The sequence below is a fragment of the Enterobacter cloacae complex sp. 372C4 genome (genome assembly GCF_050030615.1).
Classification (GTDB): Bacteria; Pseudomonadota; Gammaproteobacteria; order Enterobacterales; family Enterobacteriaceae; genus Enterobacter; species Enterobacter intestinihominis.
On sequence record NZ_JBLGUQ010000001.1, the window covers coordinates 3,331,010 to 3,349,588 of the forward strand.

Genomic DNA, 18,579 nt, shown 5'->3' on the forward strand with positions numbered 1-18,579 from the left:
GTGGCGGCTTCGCCTTACCCGGCCTACATTTCTTATCCTCCCTCTCCCTCCGGGAGAGGGCCGGGGTGAGGGAAACAAACGAGAAACTGATTATGTTCGACACCCTTTCCAAAGCAGGTAAATACCTGGGCCAGGCCGCTAAAATGATGATTGGCGTGCCGGATTACGATAACTACGTCGAGCATATGCGCGTCAACCACCCGGACCAGACGCCGATGACCTACGAAGAGTTTTTCCGCGACCGCCAGGACGCCCGTTACGGCGGCAAGGGCGGGGCGAAGTGCTGTTAACCCTCTTTCGGTAAATAGAGGCTGATTTGCTCCTGTTTACAGCCGTAAATTGCCGCCAGCTTTTCGCGGGTGCGCTTTTGCGGTCGGGAGTCCAGCGCCTCCAGCTGTGACACGGCGGACTGACTGATGCCAAGCTTCTCCGCCACCTCCTGCTGGGACATACCGCGTAAAATGCGCCAGGCGGCCTGTAGGCTGACGTTCTCGTTATGCATGATGTCGCACACTTCACCCGGTAAACCTACGTTATCGTAGATGTCTGATTCGTAAGGGATGTCTTCCCAGTCGTTTTCATCATCGTCATCGTACTCAAGCATGGCTAAACGCATGCGAAAATATTCACCGTAGGGTATGACAACATACTGTTTTTTTCCTTCTTCATCCTTGATGAACTGAATAGTCATATTCCGTATGCTCCTCATGAAGGTAGGTAGTGGTTGTCCGGCGTTTTACTGCCACTACGTAGCAGATATCACCCGGCGGATCCCCGAAGGTGTAAATGACCCTGTAATCACCTAATCGCAACCTGTAGTGGTTTTCGGGAGAAGATAATTTCTTGATATCCGCGACAGGTGATGTTTTATCGTCCATCTTCTCCAGCCTGAATTTAATGCGGTTCTGATATCGAGGATCGATTTTAGAAAACTGCTTCTCTGCTGTTTTAGACCAGACAATCTTCATCCGTACCTCCACTGTACGCCCACACAAAACATAAGGAAATAATAAGGCTATTAGATAAATTCCGAATTTCTTATGGGGTACTGTAGAGCGGAGAAAAACCGCGAGAAAGCGGCAAAACGCGAATCGTCGAGGCGACTCGAACAGGCCTCTGCCGGGCGACAGAGGCATACAGTAAATTTGCGATCAGGCGTTCAGACCGCCGTCCACATCCAGACCGGCGCCGGAAATTTGCCCCGCAGCCGGGCTGGCGAGGAAGGTGACCGCCGCTGCGATATCCTCCGGCTGGCCGTAATGACCAAGCGCGATCATCCGGCGCTGGGCTTCCGCCTGCTCGCCGTCTTCCGGGTTCATATCGCTGTTGGTCGGGCCGGGATGAACCAGGTTGACGGTAATGCCGCGCGGGCCTAAATCGCGGGCCAGACCTCGGGTAAGGGAGTTTAGGGCCGATTTGGTCATCGAGTAGACGGCGATCCCCGGCTGCGCCACGCGGTTCGCCAGACAGCTGCCGATGTTGATGATGCGTCCGCCGTCAGACATATGCACCAGCGCTTCCTGAATGGCGATCACCACGCCGCGGATATTGACGTTGATCAGAGCGTCGATGTCCGCCAGGGTCATGGACTCCAGCGGGCCGCCGCGTGCAATCCCGGCGTTATTGACCAGAATATCCAGCCCGCCGAGGGAGCGCGCCGCCTGCGTGACCGCATCCTGAATCGCCTGCGCGCTGGCGCTGTCGGCCTGAATCGCCTCGCCGTGTCGCCCCAGCGCGTTGATTTCATCGACGACCTGCTGGGCTTTATCGACGGATTTTTCGTAGGTAATAACCACATCGGCACCGGCACGTGCCAGCGACAGCGCAATCGCCCGACCCAGCCCACGACTGGCGCCGGTGACCAGCGCCTTTTTACCTGTTAAATCGATCTGCATGATGACCTCGTTGTAAGAGTGGAGAGAATCATCATTAGGTATAGCCCGTCGGCGCGATTAACGGCTGAAGGATTCCACCTTCTCAAACGCGGCGCGCAGAACGTCAGGGCTTAACGTAATCGGTAAAAAGTGAATAGACTCCACCGGGCGCAGGGTGTGAGCAATGACCTTGTCCAGCTCGTCGCGGTTATGGATATCGACCTCCAGCGCGCGAAGCGTGGTCGGCAGGTTAAAACGCTGGTATGCCGCCACCAGCTGCGTCAGCACGTCCTCCTGACCGAGCAGGGCGCTCTGCACCAGAATGCCGTAGGCCACCTTGGTGCCGTGGAGGTATTTTTCCGTCTGCGGCAGCACGGTTAAGCCGTTGTGCACCGCATGTGCCGCCGCCACGCGGGTATAGCGTTCGCCCAGACCGCCGACCATACCGCCACCGGCGATAACGGCGTCCACCACGTCCCGAAACGCCTGCGTCTGGTCGCCGCGCTGCTGGTCGGCCAGCGCCTCTTCGCTGCGCTCCAGCAACACGTCGCGGATCGCCAGCGCACCGTTCAGGCCAAGACGCACGGTCAGCGGCAGGTTTTCCGGTTCAGGGGCGAGTACCGCCGCTTCGTACCACTTCGCCAGCGTATCGCCGATGCCTGCCAACAGGTATTCCGCCGGGGCGTTAAGGATGATTTGCGGCTCCACCAGCACCAGATAGTTGGCGTCGTCAAAAATCTCAAACTGTAGCGCCTGCCCGGCATCGTTGTACCACACGGAGAGCGGGGTCCACGCCGCGCAGGTGGCGGCGATGGTGGGAATGCCCACGAACGGCACGCCCAGACGACGCGCCACGGCCTTGACGGTATCCATTACCGCACCGCCGCCCACGCCAATCACCACGCTGGCTTCACCACCCGACGCGTTCACCAGATGAGTGACGTCACGCTCGCTGCAATGGCCCTTAAACAGCAGATGTTTTGCCCCCGTCGCGTTAAAACTCTGCGGCAGATAAGGGCGTGCGCCCTCGATAGCCCGCTCGCCGTAGATCCACACCGCGCGGGAAAGCTGTTCCGGAGTAAAGAAATCATCCAGGTGCGCAAGGCTTCCCGGATGAGAGAAGTAGTTCGCCGGGCCGGGCACGACGCGGATATTGGTGTTGCTCATGAAGTTGTCCTTTTTTAGCAAGCGCTAACCCGATGTTATGTCTGGACACCCGGATGGCTAATAATATTTCGCTTTATCTTATGCCTTTTCCGTCGTTGTCAGTCAACCGGAGCTGTGAAAAATTCGCTAAATCAGAAGAGTAATGAAGGATTTACGCGGATGGTTTCCAGTCGCCTTGAGATGCGCGGTATCAGCCTGGCCTTTTCCGGCTTTCAGGCCCTGTCGCGCGTGGATTTCACCCTGAATGGCGGGTCGGTGCATGCGCTGACCGGCGCCAACGGCGCGGGAAAATCGACGTTGATGGCGGTGCTGTGTGGGACGCACGATCGTTATGAAGGCGAAATCTGCATTAACAACCAGCCGGTAAGCATCCGCGAGCCGCTGGATGCTAAACGGCTGGGTATCCACCTTGTGCAGCAGGAGGTGGACGTGGCGCTGATCCCCGGGCTGAGCATTGCGGAGAACATTATGCTCGACCAGCTGGCGCAGCCGGGACACCGCTACAGCTGGCGCGCGATTCGTCAGCAGGCGCGGCAGGCGCTGGCGCAGCTGGATGTTTCGCTGGACGTTCGCCGTTCCATCGACAGCTGCACGCTGGCTGAAAAGCAGCAGATTTTGCTGGCGCGGGCGCTCTCGCACCACTGCCGTTTTCTCATTCTTGATGAGCCCACCGCGCCGCTGGACGCGCACGAAAGCGAGCGTCTGTTTGCGGTAGTAAGACGTCTGCAACAGCAGGGCATTGGCGTGGTGTTTATTTCTCACCGCATTCACGAGCTGAAGGCCATCTGCGACACCCTGACGGTGCTGCGCGACGGCAGGCTGATTGAGTCCGGCCCGATGGCGGATCTGAGCGGAGAGGAGATCGTCGAGAAGATGCTCGGCCACGAGCTGAGCGATATCTATCCGCCCCCGCGACCGCCGCACGGTGAAGAGATGCTGCTGCGGGTGGAAGGCCTGCACGACGACGCGCTGCTGAAAGATATCTCCCTGCATCTGCGCAAAGGTGAAATCCTCGGCATTGCCGGGCTGGCGGGGGCGGGGAAAACGGAACTCTGCAAGGCGCTGTTTGGCGCCAGCAAAAGCCGCGTGGCGCGCGGCGAGCTGAACCATCAGGCCTGGAAACCGCGCGATCCGGCAGACTCGGTGCTACGCGGTCTGGCGCTGGTGCCGGAGGAGCGGCGCAAAGAGGGCATTTTTATCGACGAGCCGGTGAGCATGAACCTTGCCGTGTGCGCCGATAACAGTTTCTCGCGCTGGAGCCTGTTTGGTCATCGTCAGGCGTGGCGCTGGGCGGAACAGGTGATTGCCCGCGTCGGCGTGCGCACGCGCGGGCCGGGGCAGGTGCTGCGTCGGCTTTCCGGCGGTAACCAGCAGAAGGTCGCCATCGGGAAATGGCTGCGCAATGACGCCAGCGTGCTGATATTCGACGAGCCGACCAAAGGCGTGGACGTGAAGGCCAAAACCGATCTGTTTCAGCTGATCGACGGCCTGGCGCGCGAGGGCAAAGGGGTGATTTACGCCTCGGGTGAATTTGCCGAGCTGGTCGGGCTCTGCGACCGCATCTGCGTGCTGTGGGACGGTCGCATCGTGGCGGAAATCGCCGGGGCAGAGGCCCGGGAAGAAACACTACTTTATTATTCAACCGGAGGAACGGCGTCGTGAGCAAGGCCCTTTCAGTGACCACGGCGGCGTCTGGCCGTCAGCAGATTTTCGATTTTCTTTATAAGTGGGGCATGCTGCTGACCGTCGTCGCGCTGGTGGCGGTGTTTGGCCTGGCGTCGGACAGCTTCCTCGACCCGAACAACATCATCAACATTCTGCGCTCGATCGCTATCGTGACGGTGATTGCCGTTGGCGTCTCGATTTCGCTGACCGTCGGCGGGTTCGACCTCTCCGTAGGATCTACCGCGTCGCTGGCGAACGCGCTGGTGATTTCGCTTTTCGTCTGGCACGGCTTCGGCACCACCGAGTCGATTCTGCTGACCCTCGCGCTCTGTACGCTGGTCGGCCTGTTTAACGCCTTTCTGATCGTCATCCTGCGCATTCCGGACATGCTCGCGACCCTTGCCAGCCTGTTTGTCATCCAGGGTGTGGCGATGACCTACAGCTACGGCGGGTCGATTACCGAGAACATGGTGCTGCCGAGCGGCGACATGGCGGAAGGGACCATTCCGGCGGCGTTTGGCCTGCTCGGGCAGGTGCCGACCATTGTGATCGTCATGCTGGTGGTGACGATTCTGGCACAGCTGGGCCTGTCGCTGACCACCCATGGACGCCGGATGTACGCCATTGGCGGCAACCCCGAAGCCGCGCGCCTCTCCGGCATTCGCACCACCCGCTACAAAGTGGCAGCCTACGTGATTGCCTCTCTGCTGGCGGGGCTGGGCGGCATTCTGCTGGCCTCGCGTATTGGTTCATCGCAGGTGAATGCGGGCGGCGGCTACCTGATGGACGCGGTGGCGGCGGCGTGGATCGGCTTCTCGCTGGCCGGATCCGGCAAGCCGAACGCGCTGGGTACGCTGGTGGGGGCGGTGATCCTCGGCGTGCTGTCGAACGGGCTGGTGATGCTCTCCGTGCCGTATTACGCCATGGACATTATAAAAGGGCTGGTGCTCGCGGTAGCGCTGGCGATTACCTACATACAAAAACGCTGACAACACAACGGGATAATAAATGAAAAAGATTGCGCTCTCTTTGGTAGCTCTTGGGTTACTCACTTCTCTGCCGGGCCTGGCGGCTACCCCCGCGCCGGTTCCGACCGCCATTGCCAGCCATGACGGCCCGATCCGCATCGCGGTGATCCGCAACCTGGGCTCGGACGACAACACCACGCAGTTTGTTGCCGGGGCGATTCAGGAAGGGAAAAAGCTCGGCTTTAAGGTCAGCACCTTTTTAAGTAACGGGGACGACGCCAAATTCCAGGATTTCGTTAACCAGGCCATCAGCCAGAAATACGACGGGATTATTCTCTCTCAGGGGCGCGATCCGTACTCCACCGCGCTGGTGAAGAAGGCGGTGGATGCCGGGATCAAAGTTTCGGTGTTTGATACCGCTGTGAACGGCGAGATCCCGGGCGTAACCGTTACCCAGCAGGACGATGCCTCCCTGACCAACCTCTCTTTCGGCCAGCTGGCGAAAGATTTCAACGGCAAGGCCAATATCGTCAAGCTATGGGTCGCGGGCTTCCCGCCGATGGAGCGCCGTCAGGCGGCCTACAAAGAACTGCAAAAGCAGTACCCGGAGATTAAAGAGCTGGAGTCCATCGGCGCGGTCTCCTCTGACGTGCAGGGCGACACTGCCAACAAGGTGGGCGCGATCCTCGCGAAATACCCGAAAGGTAAAATCGATGCCATCTGGGGTACCTGGGATGCCTTCAGCCAGGGCGCGTATAAGGCGCTGAAAGAGAACGGCCGAACCGAGATCAAACTCTACAGCATCGACATCTCCAACCAGGATTTACAGCTGATGCGCGAGCCGGGTAGCCCATGGGCAGTGAGCGTGGCGGTGGATCCGAAGCTGATTGGCGCGACCAACGTACGCCTGATTGCCAATAAGATTGCCGGAGAAGCGACGCCTGCCACTTACGATTTCAAAGCGGCGGCCATTCCGCAGGCGCTGCTGACCGCCCAGCCGGGCGCGGTGAACGTGGCGTCTCTGGGGAAAATCATTCCGGGCTGGGGCCAGACGGAAGATTTTGTTGCGCCGTGGTTTGCGACGCTGGAAGCCAGGTCAAAATAATGGCCGGTGGCGCTTTGCTTACCGGACCTACGGTGTTGTAGGCCGGATAAGGCGTAGCCGCCATCCGGCGAAAGGACTTATACATGTCTGCATTACCTCAACCCGAATACAGCCGCAATATGCGGCTGATTGGCCATAGCGATCAGGGCGGTCGCCCGGACGGCGTGCAGCTGATGGTGCACCGCGGTTTCGCCTATATCGGCCATATGGTGTCGCAGGGCTTTTCGATAGTGGATGTGCGCGACCCGAAAAAACCAAAAGCCGCAGGATACGTGCCTGCGCCGCCGGGTACCTGGAATGTGCATCTCCAGGCGCATGACGACCTGCTGCTGGTGATCAACGCCCGGGATCTGTTTGCCGATGCGCGTTTTGCCGACGAGAAGGTCTACTACACCCGCCAGGTGGGGGAGACCGTCAGCGATGTGCAGGATAAAGGCTGGAGCGCCGGGCTTCGCGTCTTTGATATCTCCACACCGGACAGGCCACGCGAGATAGGCTTTTTATCGCTGAGCGGCATCGGCATTCACCGCATCTGGTACGTCGGTGGCCGCTGGGCGTATGTCTCAGCGCTGATAGACGGCTTTACCGACTACATCTTTCTGACCATCGATCTGGCGGACCCGCGCAAGCCTGAAGTGGCGGGACGCTGGTGGCTGCCGGGGATGAATCAGGCCGAAGGCGAACAGCCGAACTGGCCGGAAGGCAAACGCTACGCCCTGCACCATGCGATTATTGCAGGCGATACCGCGTACGGCAGCTGGCGCGACGGTGGCCTGACGCTGCTGGACGTGAAGGACCGCACCCGGCCTAAGCTCATTAGCCACCGTAACTGGAGCCCGCCGTTTGGCGGCGGGACGCACACCGCGCTTCCGCTGCCGGATCGCGACCTGCTGGTGGTGCTGGACGAGGCGGTGCTGGATAACCAGCAGGACGGCGAGAAGCTGATCTGGCTGTTTGATATCCGCGAGCCGTCGAACCCGGTGAGCATTTCTACCTTCCCGCAGCCGGATGAAACCGACTACGTGGCGAAAGGGGCGCATTTCGGCCCGCACAACCTGCACGAGAACCGGCCGGGGAGCTTTGTCAGCTCAACGCTGATCTTCGCGACGTACCAGAACGCGGGCGTGCGCGCGTATGACATTTCCAATCCGTATCGCCCGGTAGAAACGGGGGCGCTGGTGCCCGCGGCGCCGGAAAAGATGATGGATACGCGGCCCAATCGCCCGCAGGTGATCCAGTCGTGCGACGTGTTTGTGGATGCGCAGGGGATTATTTACAGCACGGATTATAACGGTGGGATGTCAGTGATTGAGTATCTGGGGTGAGTTTTTGCCGGGTGGCGGCTTCGCCTTACCCGGCCTACATTTTGCACCCGTAGGCCCGGTAAGCGCAGCGCCACCGGGCAAACGTTCTCAACTGTACTGCCGCACCCGCGCGACCAGCTCTTCCGCGCTGTCGATGCGGTCGGCAATCACAATCAGCGCCTTGCCGAGGGATATCGCGTGGCGCAGGCATTCGTGACGCATCGCTTCATCCTGAATGGTGTCGATATCCGCCACATGGGAAAGCCCGACGCTGCGGCGAATCAGCTCGGTGCCGCAGAATCCGATGGCGTCATGCCAGACCTTTTTCAGGAACGCAGAGGCATAGCCCGGCGCGCTCAGCGCGGCGTCGCGCGTTTTCTCATTCGCCAGCGCCTGGAAGCGCTCCGCGAAGGTGTTCCACAGTTCCTGAATATCGGTCAGGCGCTGCTCGCGCGCGGCGGCGGCATCGCGAATGCCCAGATGCCCCGGCAGGCCGCAGAAGTTCAGCAGCAGGTTGCCGATGGCGGTGCCGATGTCAAAGCCAATCGGGCCAAAGTAGCCGAACTCGGCGTCGATGGCTTTCAGGCTGCCGTCGGCCACAAAAATTGAGCCGCTGTGAATGTCCGCGTGCAGCAGGGCTTCGGCATGCGAAAAGAAGCGGTGCTTCAGGGAGGCCACAGCGATTTTAAGCTGGGCGTCGTCGCGCAGGGCGGCAACATCGTTCTCCAGATCGGCCGGGTAGCTGTTGCGTGCGTGGATCTGGTACGGATCGTTAAAGAATAGATCTTCAGTGATCTCGCACATCTCCGGGTTGATGAATTTTGCCACCTGCGCTTTTTTCTCGTGCGGATGCAGATAAAAATCGCTGGTGTGGAACAGGGTGTGAGCCAGATATTCACCCAGCTGCCGCGCCGCCTGCGGGTAGTAAATGTTGTTAATCAGCTCGCCGCGCCAGATGCGATGGCTGGAGAGATCTTCCATCACCATCACCGCCAGTTCCGGGTCAAAGTGGTGGATTTTCACCGTGTGCTCAGGGCTGTGCTTGTAATGCTCGACCAGGGTTTGCGCCTCCAGGCGAGCGCGATCCAGCGTCAGCGGCCAGGACTCGCCGACGCAGCGCACATAGGGCAGCGCCTGCTTAACGACGATGCGGCTCACCCCCGCGCTATCGAATATTTTAAAGACCAGGTTGAGGTTGCCGTCGCCGATTTCCTGCGCCTCCACCAGCGATGACGGATCGTCAAGTCCGCCAAACTGCCTGGCATACTCCACGGCGTCCTGAGCGGTAAAGGTACGGTATTGCGACATGGCCTGCTCCTCAGTTTAGCTAATTAAGACATGTAGACGTCTATACATCTGGATTTCATCCTGACACAATGTGCTACAACAACGCAACAGGGAATTAACGACATGCAGACATTACAGACGACCAGCCTGCGGGTGGCGAATAATCAGCTCTTTATTCTCGACCAGCAGGCGCTTCCGCAGGAGAAACGCTGGCTGGATGCCTCGACGGTGGAGGCGCTGGTTGGGCATATCCACGCTCTGCGGGTGCGTGGCGCGCCGTTAATTGGTCTCTCTGCAAGCCTGCTGCTGGCGCTGTTAGCGGAAAGCGGTAAAAGCCGCGACGAGCTGGCGGCGGCGCTGGAGACCCTGCGTGCCTCCCGCCCGACGGCGGTGAACCTGATGAACAATCTCGACCGCATGAAGATTGCGCTGTGGCAGGAAGCGTTCGTTCCGGCGCTGGTGGCTGAAGCGCTGCGCCTGATTAATGAAGACAAACGGCTTTGCGACGCGATTGCGAAAGCGGGTAGCGCGCTGGTGAAGCCCGGCAGCCGCCTGCTGACCCACTGCAATACCGGCGGGCTGGCAACGGCGGGCGTCGGTACGGCGCTGGGGGTGATTGCCCGCGCGCATCAGGAAGGCAACGTCAGCAACGTCTGGGTGGATGAAACCCGTCCGCTGTTGCAGGGCGGCAGGCTGACCGCATGGGAGCTGGGCGAGCTGGGCGTGCCTTATCAGCTGATTACTGACTCCATGGCCGCCAGCCTGATGGCAAAAGGGCAGGTGGATGCCGTGTGGGTGGGGGCAGACCGCATTGCCGCTAACGGCGATGTGGCGAACAAAATCGGCACCTATTCCCTGGCGGTGCTGGCGAAGTTCCACGGTATTCCGTTCTACGTCGCCGCCCCGCAAACGACCCTCGACCGGGACTGCCCGAACGGTGACGCGATCCCGATTGAGCAGCGAGCGGCCAGCGAAGTGACGGGCGTGGCGGGAAGCTTTGGCGCGGTGCAGTGGGCGCCGCAAGAGGCGCAGGTCTATAACCCGGCGTTTGACGTTACCCCCGCCTCGCTGATTAGCGGCTGGGTGCTGGATACGGGCGTGGTCACCCCTGAAGAGGTAGCGAAAGGGAAATTCGCCTGAGTGGGACTATCCTTGTAAGGGGTTCCCTTTAGAGGACGTTATCGTGACGCTCGATCCTGAAACAGATTTAAAACTGGAACGCGTGGTGGACGCACCGCGCGACCTGCTGTGGCTCTGCTGGACCACACCGGAGCACATCAAAAACTTCTTCATTCCTGCTCCCCATAAGGTGACTGAATGCGACCTCGATCTGCGCGTGGGTGGGCGGTTCAATACCGCGTTTGAGGTGGACGGGCAGCGGATGGATAACCGGGGCGTATTTCTTGAAATCGATCCGGGGAACAAGCTGGTCTTTACCGATGGCTATACTGAGGGCTGGAAGCCGGCTGAAAAGCCGTTTATGACAGCGATCCTGCTGCTGGAAGATGTGGGGGAGGGCAAGACCCGCTACACGGCGATAGCGCGTCACCCAACGAAGGAGATCCGCGAGCAGCATGAACAGATGGGCTTCCACGAAGGGTGGGGCGTGGTGTTGGATCAACTGGTGGGGTATGTGAAAGGGCTAAAACGGTAGTGCTCTTAGACCCCCTCTCCCTTGAGGGAGAGGGCTGGGGTGAGGGGGGAGAATTCATTGATTATGTTGAAGACAGATTTCTCTTTTTGGTATTCCTCATCTGACGAAATACTCGCTCTCCCTTTTCATCAAAGTATCTTTCCGGCCATATCACATCGGGTGGAATGTCTGGCGCCTGAGCGATAAGCAGTTCACCTTTAGGCCATGGTCGGGTAAGCGCATTTGCCAGTGTGGATGAGGAAAGGCCAGCCTTTCTGGACAACGCAGCCAGGCTTGTTCCATGTTTCTTTAGTGCAGCGATAATATCGGCCGGGTGCCAGTTCTGATGTTGCATTGTGTTCTCCTTACATGTGTTCGTTACGCGCTCAATTATCCTATTTTGGGATAAAAAGGCAGCGGGAGGATATTCGATTTCAGGATATTTGTATGGAATCGGAACAATGGCTTCAGTTTACTCGGATGAATACCAGCGTGTTATCAATGCGTTGAAGAAAGCGCGTAAAGAGAAGGGGATGACTCAGGCGCAGCTTGCGGAAGCGCTGGGCAAACCGCAGTCGTTTATCGCTAAAGTGGAAAGCGGTGAGCGCAGGTTAGACGTGGTGGAGTTTGTGCATGTGGCGAGATTACTTAGCTTAAGTAACGAAGAGGTCCTTACTATTTTACAATCTTTAAGATGTTAAAATAATGGGCGCATTATATTTATAGCGCCCTAACTCAAAAAAATCATCAATTTATCTCGTCGTCTCCATCATCTTTATTATAAATATCAGATATTGCAATTTTTATATCTAATGCTTTATGCAACATTTTATGTACTTTGATATGGCTTGCCCTCTTTATTTCAGCTTTATTTACAGGGCTGCTATCTCTGAAAGACCATTTATATGGTGTTAAAGGGCTAACTTTGAATCCTATCGCACTAATATTATATAAGCATAAAAATATCTCGTTAACAACATCAGATTCTCTTACTTCGCTATTGAGCATTTTAGATGCGATGATTGCGCATGGGTCATTAGTATTTTGAATGGCGAGTTCCGATGCTACAGATTCTATGTTATTTTTAGGAATAAGTGTTCGGGTGAATTTTTCTGGAACTTCTCTGAGAATTTCTATAGTTTCTTCGAAAGATGGATATATGTCTCCCCATTCTTCTTTTAAAGAACGCAATCTTTTTTCAGAATAAATACTTTCAGCTTTATGAATGGAATCCCAGGAGATTCGTTCTCTATTAAGTGCTATTTTAAAACATTCATTTACGAACTGTAAAACATCCCTTGGCCGATATAGTGTTCTCTCTATGATATACTCGATTGGCAACATTCCCTTACTCCCTCCTTTGGGGGAAGGGAAAAGATCGTTAATTTCGACGTTTTCTCTTGTATATTGTTTTTTGAAAACCTCTTGGATTCTCTTTGAAACTAATTCATTAAGTTGATTTGCGGTCCATTGAAGATCAAGGATATATGATTCATACTTCTCCTCTTGAAATCCAGAGCCTCGAGTAATATTGAATACAGATTTAAGAAGATCATGTCTTAAAGCAGCTATTACCTTGACGTTCTTGATACGTCTGAATACTTTTATCTCTTCAATTAATGCTCTTATGAATTTATATCGAGTGTTGTTTTCGGCCCAGTTTTCATCAAGCTGATCTATTACAATGTAATGTTTCTTTTGAAGATCGGAAAATGAATGTTCTGCAAGCATGTCGAGAACTTCATTTAATTTTTGAATTTGCATTCCACTAACAACTTCAGAAGCTCTTTTCTTTATTTCATGCTTATCTTCCTCAGATATTCTCTTAGCTGTCTCAGCATTTAATTCAATACCATGAAGTGCTGTGCCTATTTTAGCTTTAGTGTCATTTTCAAGTTTTTTTGTTATTTCTCTCAAATGTGTGTCTGTATCAATCCAAAATTTATCCCCCCATTCTCTAAAATATTCTAATGCGCGCTTCCTGATCTCATCTTTTCTTAAAAAACTCGCTAAGCTGGTAAGGAAATTTCTTGTGTCACTCTCGCTGTTTATATCATGACGTATTTTTAAAAACTCCATTATAAGTATGTGCCGCCAGAGTATCTTATAAAATAAATCTAAATTTACGTCTAGCGCTTCAAAAAAAGAAATAATATCTGAGTGTTCAAGAAAACGAATAGATATATCGTTAGGATCAAGCTTCTTGTATCTATATGCTTTGTTCATGACTTTGTGCAATAATGCACTTTTCCCTGCTCCAGTTCTTCCTACAACAATAGACGAAGTATCATTAGTATCTAGTAATTTTGATAGATATCCACTATCTACAAAGCATTCATCAAGTAATTGTGTATCGGATTCAGCATCGAGTTCGCCAATCCTTAAGTTTTGTCGTATTATTATTGGGTTTTTTGCCATGTTAATCTCTTTGGAAATAAGTAATAATCATTAACGGTAAATTTATTTTTATAGAATATTAGTAGTGTTTTTGTCTTAATGAAGTGAAGTATTTGTGATTTGCTTCTCAAATTTAAGAGTAAGATATAATTTATAAAAGTTCCTTCATCTTGAAGGAACTTTACTTGTTTATTTGGACATTATTTTAGGCGTGGATACGCATCCGCAATCCCATCACCCGTAAACTGGGCCACCCATCCCTCCGGATTGTCGAAAATACGAATCGCCGTAAAGTTCGGCTCTGAACCCATGTCAAACCAGTGCGGCGTGCCTGCGGGTACGGAAATGAGGTCGTTTTTCTCGCACAGCACCTGATACACCTCATCGACGATGTGCAGGCAGAATAGTCCCGCCCCTTCCACGAAAAAGCGCACTTCATCTTCGCCGTGGGTGTGCTCGTTGAGAAACTTCGCGCGCAGCGCCTCTTTCTGCGGATTGTCGGCGCGAAGGCTAATCACGTCCCAGCTCTGATAACCTTTCTCTGCCACCAGCTTGTCGATTGCATGCTGATACGCCTCAATCACGGCTTCAGGCGCGGGATCCTGCCCTAAATCACGGTCTGCCGCCCAGCGTTCAAACCGCACGCCTTTGGCGTTGAGCTGTCGGGCGATCTCGACGGCGTCGGTGCTGTGCCACAGGTGATGACTGGCGTCTTTATCGGAATAAATGGTCAATGCGCTCATGAAGGGATCTGCTCCGGATTAATCTCGTCAAACTGATGGATCTGATGGTGATGGCTTGCGCCGTCATCTTCACCGCGTATCAGTTGCAGGGTGCGAAAACCCGCCTGTTCAGCCGCGTCCAGCTCCTGATGAATATCTGACAGGAACAGGATCTGCGACGGGGCGATGCCCGTTTGCGCCGCAATATTTTGATAAGACTGCACCTCACGCTTGGCACCGATGCGGGTATCAAAATAGCCGCTGAACAGATGAGTAATATCACCTTCGTCGCTGTAGCCAAATAACAGTTTCTGCGCGGCGACGGAGCCAGAGGAATAAACATAGAGATCAATCCCTTGTGCCTTCCATTTTTCCAGCGCGGGCAGTACATCAGGGTAGAGATGGCCGGTAAAGTCACCGTTAATGTAACCGTCCTGCCAGATGATGCCTTGCAGGGCTTTGAGCGCCGTCGATTTGCGGTCTTCATCCATAAAGGTAAACAGCACGTTGATGAGATCGCTGACGCTGGCATGCGGAGTGCTGATTTCATCGCGCAGGTTGTCCAGAATCGATTTGACCGGCTCGGCGTACTGCTGCGCGGTCACAAAGGCCGCCAGCCGCTCACGCGCGTAGGGGAACAAAACATCATGGACAAAACGGATATCGCTGGTGGTCCCTTCAATATCCGTCACAATCGCGCGAATCATACTCTCTCCCATTGTCGTAAACGCATTTCGCATTCAAATAAGAATTCTAAACCTTCCAGATGACGGCGGGCTTCGGCCACGTCGCGTCCCCAGCAGGTTAAGCCATGACCGCGCAGAAGAAAACCATAATTAAGCGGGCGTTCCTGCGCGTAATGGGCGATTCGAGAGGCGAGGGCGTCGATGTCCTGGTCATTATCAAACACCGGGATGGCCACCGTATCCCGATGCGTGGTCTGTCCGGTAAGGGATTTTTGCATCTCGAAGCCGGAGATCTTCAGCTCGGTCTCGTTGACCAGCCGCGACAGCACCGTGGCATTGACGGTGTGAACGTGCAGGACGGCGTTAGCCTCCGGGAACAGGCGATAGATGAGGGTATGCAGCCCGGTCTCTGCCGACGGTTTACGGCCAGAAGGCGCACGGTTGGTGGCGATTTCAACCTGTAGAAAATCGGCGGTGGTCAGGCTGCCTTTGTCTTTTCCGGATTCGCTCAGCCAGCACAGATGTTCATCCTGACGCACGGACATATTGCCGCCGGTAGCGGGCGCCCAGCCTTTAGCGCCAATCCAGCGGCAGGCCTCGACCAGGTGTGTGAGTTGCAGGTTGTCTGTCATTTCCTTTTACCCTCTCGGTCAGGAATATTTATATCATTTAGACGTCTAAGCGTCTTGATTGCCAGAGACTAACATCGTGTTATAGTGTCAGCAACATAAGTATTACAGGCAGGCATACTACAATGAGCAATAACCCGTTGATCCCGCAGAGTAAACTTCCGAATCTCGGCACGACGATTTTTACGCAGATGAGCGCCCTGGCGCAGCAGCACAACGCCATTAACCTCTCACAAGGTTTCCCGGATTTTGACGGGCCGAAATATTTGCAGGAGCGTCTGGCGTACCACGTTGCGCAGGGAGCCAACCAGTATGCGCCGATGACCGGCGTGCAGGCGTTGCGTGAAGCCATTGCGGATAAAACGGCGGAGTTATACGGCCATAAGCCTGACGCGAACAGCGATATCACGGTAACCGCAGGGGCGACCGAAGCGCTGTATGCGGCGATAACCGCCCTGGTGCGTACGGGCGATGAGGTGATTTGTTTTGACCCGAGCTACGATAGCTACGCCCCGGCGATTGAACTGGCCGGTGGCGTGGTGAAACGCGTGGCGCTCCAGCCGCCGCATTTTCGTCCGGACTGGCAGGCGTTTGCCGCGCTGCTGAGCGATAAAACCCGGCTGGTGATCCTGAATACGCCACACAACCCATCGGCGACGGTGTGGCAGAAAAGCGATTTTGCCGCCCTGTGGCAGGCCATCGCCGAACGTGAAATCTATGTTCTGAGCGACGAGGTGTATGAGCACATCTGCTTTGCCGAAGAGGGTCATGCCAGCGTGCTGGCGCATCCGCAGCTTCGCGAGCGCGCAATCGCGGTATCATCATTTGGGAAAACCTACCATATGACCGGCTGGAAGGTAGGGTACTGCGTGGCGCCCGCCGCCATCAGTGCTGAGCTGCGTAAAGTGCACCAGTATTTGACGTTTGCCGTAAACACACCCGCCCAGCTGGCGCTGGCGGATATGCTGCGCGCTGAACCTGAACATTACCGGGACCTGCCAGCTTTTTACCGTGCGCGGCGGGATCGGTTTGTGACTGCCTTGAGCGAGAGTCGGCTGGAGATCCTGCCATGCGAAGGCACCTACTTCCTGCTGGCGGACTACAGCGCGATTTCCGATCTGGATGATGTCAGTTTTTGCCAGTGGCTGACGAAAGAGGTGGGCGTGGCGGCCATTCCGCTGTCGGTGTTCTGCGCCGATCCCTTCCCGCATAAACTGATTCGTCTTTGCTTTGCGAAGCAGGAGGCGACGCTGCTGGCAGCGGCTGCGCGCTTAAATTCGCTCTGACTATTCAACCGTCCAGGCTTCTGAAAAACGACGGTCCGCGAAGAGTTCCAGCAGACCGTTGATTTGCTTCAGTCGCAGCACTTCATCGCTGTCCATACCCAACTCCAGGCCAATTTTCTGCTCACTCCAGCCCATAAGCACCAGTTCTCGCACGATTTCTGACATGGCATTGATCTGGTGGCGTCCACGCGCGCGGTTGTGACGAATGGTTGTAGCCATGCGATCGAACTTTTCCTGGCGTGCTTTACGCAGGCAGGTAACAGGGAGGTAACCTTTAAGTTGACGCTTCAGAATAGCCCGATGACTGCCAAGCTCATGGCGATGGAATCCATCGACAATTTCATAGCTCTCAGGCGCATTTTCCGTCACAACGATAGGTTGTGTGAATCCATCCAGCTCCAGTGATTTGCTGAGCAACCGCTTCTCCGCCGGAGCGACATTATTTGGGTTGTAGTCATTGGCGGTGATGTCAGTTTGTTTTATCCACAATACGCAGTCGACGGGTTGATTATTAAAAGGGCTGATTTCGTGTAATGCCTGGCGAAAGGCATTAATAGCGCCGATTTTCTCTTCTTCAGAAAGGGCCTGCAGGTACGGATGCATTTCTCTGATTATTTGCTGCTGCATAAAATCCCCCATTCCTTGCGTTTGGCTTTCACTCTTTCGCTGTAGCGTTGATAGTGTTTAGGTTTGTTTGGACTAAATGAGAGAGCCCGGCACCAGTAGTCATTGTTGAGTAAAACCTTGCAAATGCGTCGCCAGGAAGGGATATCTTTTGCGCCAATGTCACCCTCCTGCGTATCGGGAATATCCTCCAGGCCTCGCTTTTGATACCAGTGGAGATAAATTGCGATTTTATTTCGGTAATGTTCCGCCGTATTTTGCGGCATGCTGTCGAGTAGCAGCATGGCGTATTCGCGCCAGCCGAGATGGTCAGGTTTCAGGATCTTCCGGTGGCCATAAAAATGGTTATCGTGCCCGGCATAAATACCTCCACTTCGCACGCCGCAGGCGCGTTCACACATAGCCGCCCAGCGTTCGGGTTCAATGACATGATAGAGCCATAAGCCCTGACGCTGTTCCGGACCAAACGGTTCGCAGATGCGCATATAACGCGGCGGCACCCCAGCCTTGTACATCAGGTCGTATAACGGGTTATAGCAACATTTTGATTTCGCGAACCACGTCCAGATGTCGGCGGTTTTCCAGTCGTACAGTGGGTAGATATACCAGGCGTGCCCACCCGGGGCGACGGTCGTCCAGGGTTTATCGTCAGAAAAGCGCTGCTTACGCGCCGACGCGATAGCCAGAAAGCGGTTGTAAGATTCATCGGCGCGGATCCCCACCATGACTGCGGCAGGACGTCTTTGCGCATACCATTCGGCAAACTCGCGCACGAAGGCTTCAAACGTCATTCCCTGCTGATAAAAATCGAAATAGTGATAATCGGTAATGGCATCTTCTGGTGGCTGGCGAACCCAGTTTGTTCCGGGTTCCCAGCACTGCCATTCAGGTTGAAACTGTGACAGGGCGTTCTGGGTCGTGAGCGGAAGCGCTACCCACCAGAACTGGTGGATAACATCCCGATAGAGCGTTTTCATAGCGTCAACATGCTGAATGGTCGACGAGAATTGCGCTTCCCAGTCCAGAAAGATGACGTCTATTTTTCGCTTTAATTGCCGTGCTTTCTGGGCAACAAGATGCAGCATCACGGTAGAATCTTTTCCACCGGAAAAGGAAACGCATACCCTGGGGAAATTGTTAAGCGTCCAGTGTATGCGTTCCGCAGAAGCGTCTAAAACATTTTCCTGTAAAGGGATTTTATAGTTCGACATGATTAATTGCGTCCTGCGTGT

21 protein-coding genes are annotated in these 18,579 nt (G+C 55.1%); 9 read left to right on the plus strand and 12 right to left on the minus strand.

Going from position 1 to position 18,579, the window contains the following annotated elements; genetic code table 11:
- Positions 1–92: 92 nt before the first annotated feature.
- Entirely contained in the window at positions 93–290 is a 198-nt protein-coding gene (locus ACQG11_RS16210) for a YbdD/YjiX family protein (protein WP_006809671.1), read from the plus strand.
- Here the strand turns inward: ACQG11_RS16210 and ACQG11_RS16215 are convergent.
- From ACQG11_RS16215 to ACQG11_RS16230, 4 genes are all read right to left on the minus strand, one after another.
- Positions 287–691: a helix-turn-helix domain-containing protein gene (locus ACQG11_RS16215; RefSeq protein WP_022647392.1), complete on the minus strand. Its 405-nt coding sequence runs from the start codon at positions 689–691 to the stop codon at positions 287–289. The two genes, ACQG11_RS16210 and ACQG11_RS16215, sit on opposite strands and share 4 nt — an antisense overlap.
- Entirely contained in the window at positions 666–968 is a 303-nt protein-coding gene (locus ACQG11_RS16220) for a type II toxin-antitoxin system RelE family toxin (protein ID WP_022647393.1), read from the minus strand. The genes ACQG11_RS16215 and ACQG11_RS16220 overlap by 26 nt, the downstream gene beginning before the upstream one ends.
- Before the next feature lie 183 nt (positions 969–1,151).
- Positions 1,152–1,895, minus strand: a complete 744-nt coding sequence (locus tag ACQG11_RS16225) for an SDR family NAD(P)-dependent oxidoreductase (protein ID WP_038415642.1) — start codon at positions 1,893–1,895, stop codon at positions 1,152–1,154.
- A gap of 57 nt (positions 1,896–1,952) precedes the next feature.
- Positions 1,953–3,041 (minus strand): oxidoreductase, encoded by a 1,089-nt coding sequence (locus tag ACQG11_RS16230; RefSeq protein ID WP_063150844.1) that lies wholly within the window; start codon positions 3,039–3,041, stop codon positions 1,953–1,955.
- A 159-nt stretch (positions 3,042–3,200) separates the two neighbouring features.
- Between ACQG11_RS16230 and ACQG11_RS16235 the strand changes: the two genes are divergently transcribed.
- The 4 genes from ACQG11_RS16235 to ACQG11_RS16250 all read left to right on the plus strand — a co-directional run bounded on the left by ACQG11_RS16235 (position 3,201) and on the right by ACQG11_RS16250 (position 8,104).
- Positions 3,201–4,703: a sugar ABC transporter ATP-binding protein gene (locus ACQG11_RS16235; RefSeq protein ID WP_171936020.1), complete on the plus strand. Its 1,503-nt coding sequence runs from the start codon at positions 3,201–3,203 to the stop codon at positions 4,701–4,703.
- A complete protein-coding gene (locus tag ACQG11_RS16240) occupies positions 4,700–5,695 on the plus strand; it encodes an ABC transporter permease (protein ID WP_022647397.1) in 996 nt (331 codons plus the stop codon). Before ACQG11_RS16235 ends, ACQG11_RS16240 begins: the two co-directional genes overlap by 4 nt.
- Positions 5,696–5,714: 19 nt before the next feature.
- Complete coding sequence (locus ACQG11_RS16245) at positions 5,715–6,779, plus strand: sugar ABC transporter substrate-binding protein (RefSeq protein ID WP_023299568.1); 1,065 nt, start codon at positions 5,715–5,717, stop codon at positions 6,777–6,779.
- Positions 6,780–6,862: 83 nt separating this feature from the next.
- Positions 6,863–8,104, plus strand: a complete 1,242-nt coding sequence (locus ACQG11_RS16250; RefSeq protein ID WP_023299569.1) for an LVIVD repeat-containing protein — start codon at positions 6,863–6,865, stop codon at positions 8,102–8,104.
- An 87-nt stretch (positions 8,105–8,191) separates the two neighbouring features.
- Here ACQG11_RS16250 and mtnK read toward each other — a convergent pair whose 3' ends face one another.
- Entirely contained in the window at positions 8,192–9,391 is a 1,200-nt protein-coding gene (gene mtnK / locus ACQG11_RS16255; RefSeq protein ID WP_426728580.1) for an S-methyl-5-thioribose kinase, read from the minus strand.
- 102 nt (positions 9,392–9,493) lie between these two features.
- On the opposite strand from mtnK, the gene mtnA reads away from it, so the two are divergent.
- Positions 9,494–10,510, plus strand: coding sequence for an S-methyl-5-thioribose-1-phosphate isomerase (mtnA, locus tag ACQG11_RS16260; RefSeq protein WP_063138048.1), 1,017 nt, complete (start codon positions 9,494–9,496; stop codon positions 10,508–10,510).
- 43 nt (positions 10,511–10,553) lie between these two features.
- On the plus strand, positions 10,554–11,024 hold the full coding sequence (locus ACQG11_RS16265) for an SRPBCC family protein (RefSeq protein WP_155024316.1): 471 nt from the start codon (positions 10,554–10,556) through the stop codon (positions 11,022–11,024).
- Between the two features lie 61 nt (positions 11,025–11,085).
- Here ACQG11_RS16265 and ACQG11_RS16270 read toward each other — a convergent pair whose 3' ends face one another.
- Complete coding sequence (locus ACQG11_RS16270) at positions 11,086–11,358, minus strand: helix-turn-helix domain-containing protein (RefSeq protein WP_032624682.1); 273 nt, start codon at positions 11,356–11,358, stop codon at positions 11,086–11,088.
- Between the two features lie 106 nt (positions 11,359–11,464).
- On the opposite strand from ACQG11_RS16270, the gene ACQG11_RS16275 reads away from it, so the two are divergent.
- On the plus strand, positions 11,465–11,704 hold the full coding sequence (locus ACQG11_RS16275; protein WP_426728581.1) for a helix-turn-helix domain-containing protein: 240 nt from the start codon (positions 11,465–11,467) through the stop codon (positions 11,702–11,704).
- A 46-nt stretch (positions 11,705–11,750) separates the two neighbouring features.
- Here the strand turns inward: ACQG11_RS16275 and ACQG11_RS16280 are convergent, their stop codons facing one another.
- The 4 genes from ACQG11_RS16280 to ACQG11_RS16295 all read right to left on the minus strand — a co-directional run bounded on the left by ACQG11_RS16280 (position 11,751) and on the right by ACQG11_RS16295 (position 15,440).
- Complete coding sequence (locus ACQG11_RS16280; RefSeq protein WP_426728582.1) at positions 11,751–13,421, minus strand: P-loop ATPase, Sll1717 family; 1,671 nt, start codon at positions 13,419–13,421, stop codon at positions 11,751–11,753.
- A 179-nt stretch (positions 13,422–13,600) separates the two neighbouring features.
- Entirely contained in the window at positions 13,601–14,143 is a 543-nt protein-coding gene (locus tag ACQG11_RS16285) for a 1,2-dihydroxy-3-keto-5-methylthiopentene dioxygenase (protein ID WP_426728583.1), read from the minus strand.
- Positions 14,140–14,829 (minus strand): acireductone synthase, encoded by a 690-nt coding sequence (mtnC, locus tag ACQG11_RS16290; RefSeq protein WP_023305674.1) that lies wholly within the window; start codon positions 14,827–14,829, stop codon positions 14,140–14,142. The genes ACQG11_RS16285 and mtnC overlap by 4 nt, the downstream gene beginning before the upstream one ends.
- Positions 14,826–15,440, minus strand: coding sequence for a methylthioribulose 1-phosphate dehydratase (locus tag ACQG11_RS16295; protein WP_022647407.1), 615 nt, complete (start codon positions 15,438–15,440; stop codon positions 14,826–14,828). The genes mtnC and ACQG11_RS16295 overlap by 4 nt, the downstream gene beginning before the upstream one ends.
- Positions 15,441–15,562: 122 nt before the next feature.
- On the opposite strand from ACQG11_RS16295, the gene ACQG11_RS16300 reads away from it, so the two are divergent.
- On the plus strand, positions 15,563–16,723 hold the full coding sequence (locus tag ACQG11_RS16300) for a pyridoxal phosphate-dependent aminotransferase (protein WP_022647408.1): 1,161 nt from the start codon (positions 15,563–15,565) through the stop codon (positions 16,721–16,723).
- Here ACQG11_RS16300 and ACQG11_RS16305 read toward each other — a convergent pair whose 3' ends face one another.
- Complete coding sequence (locus ACQG11_RS16305; RefSeq protein ID WP_426728584.1) at positions 16,724–17,350, minus strand: IbrB-like domain-containing protein; 627 nt, start codon at positions 17,348–17,350, stop codon at positions 16,724–16,726.
- Positions 17,335–18,558, minus strand: coding sequence for a phosphoadenosine phosphosulfate reductase (locus ACQG11_RS16310; RefSeq protein ID WP_063146997.1), 1,224 nt, complete (start codon positions 18,556–18,558; stop codon positions 17,335–17,337). Before ACQG11_RS16310 ends, ACQG11_RS16305 begins: the two co-directional genes overlap by 16 nt.
- Positions 18,559–18,579 lie beyond the last annotated feature (21 nt).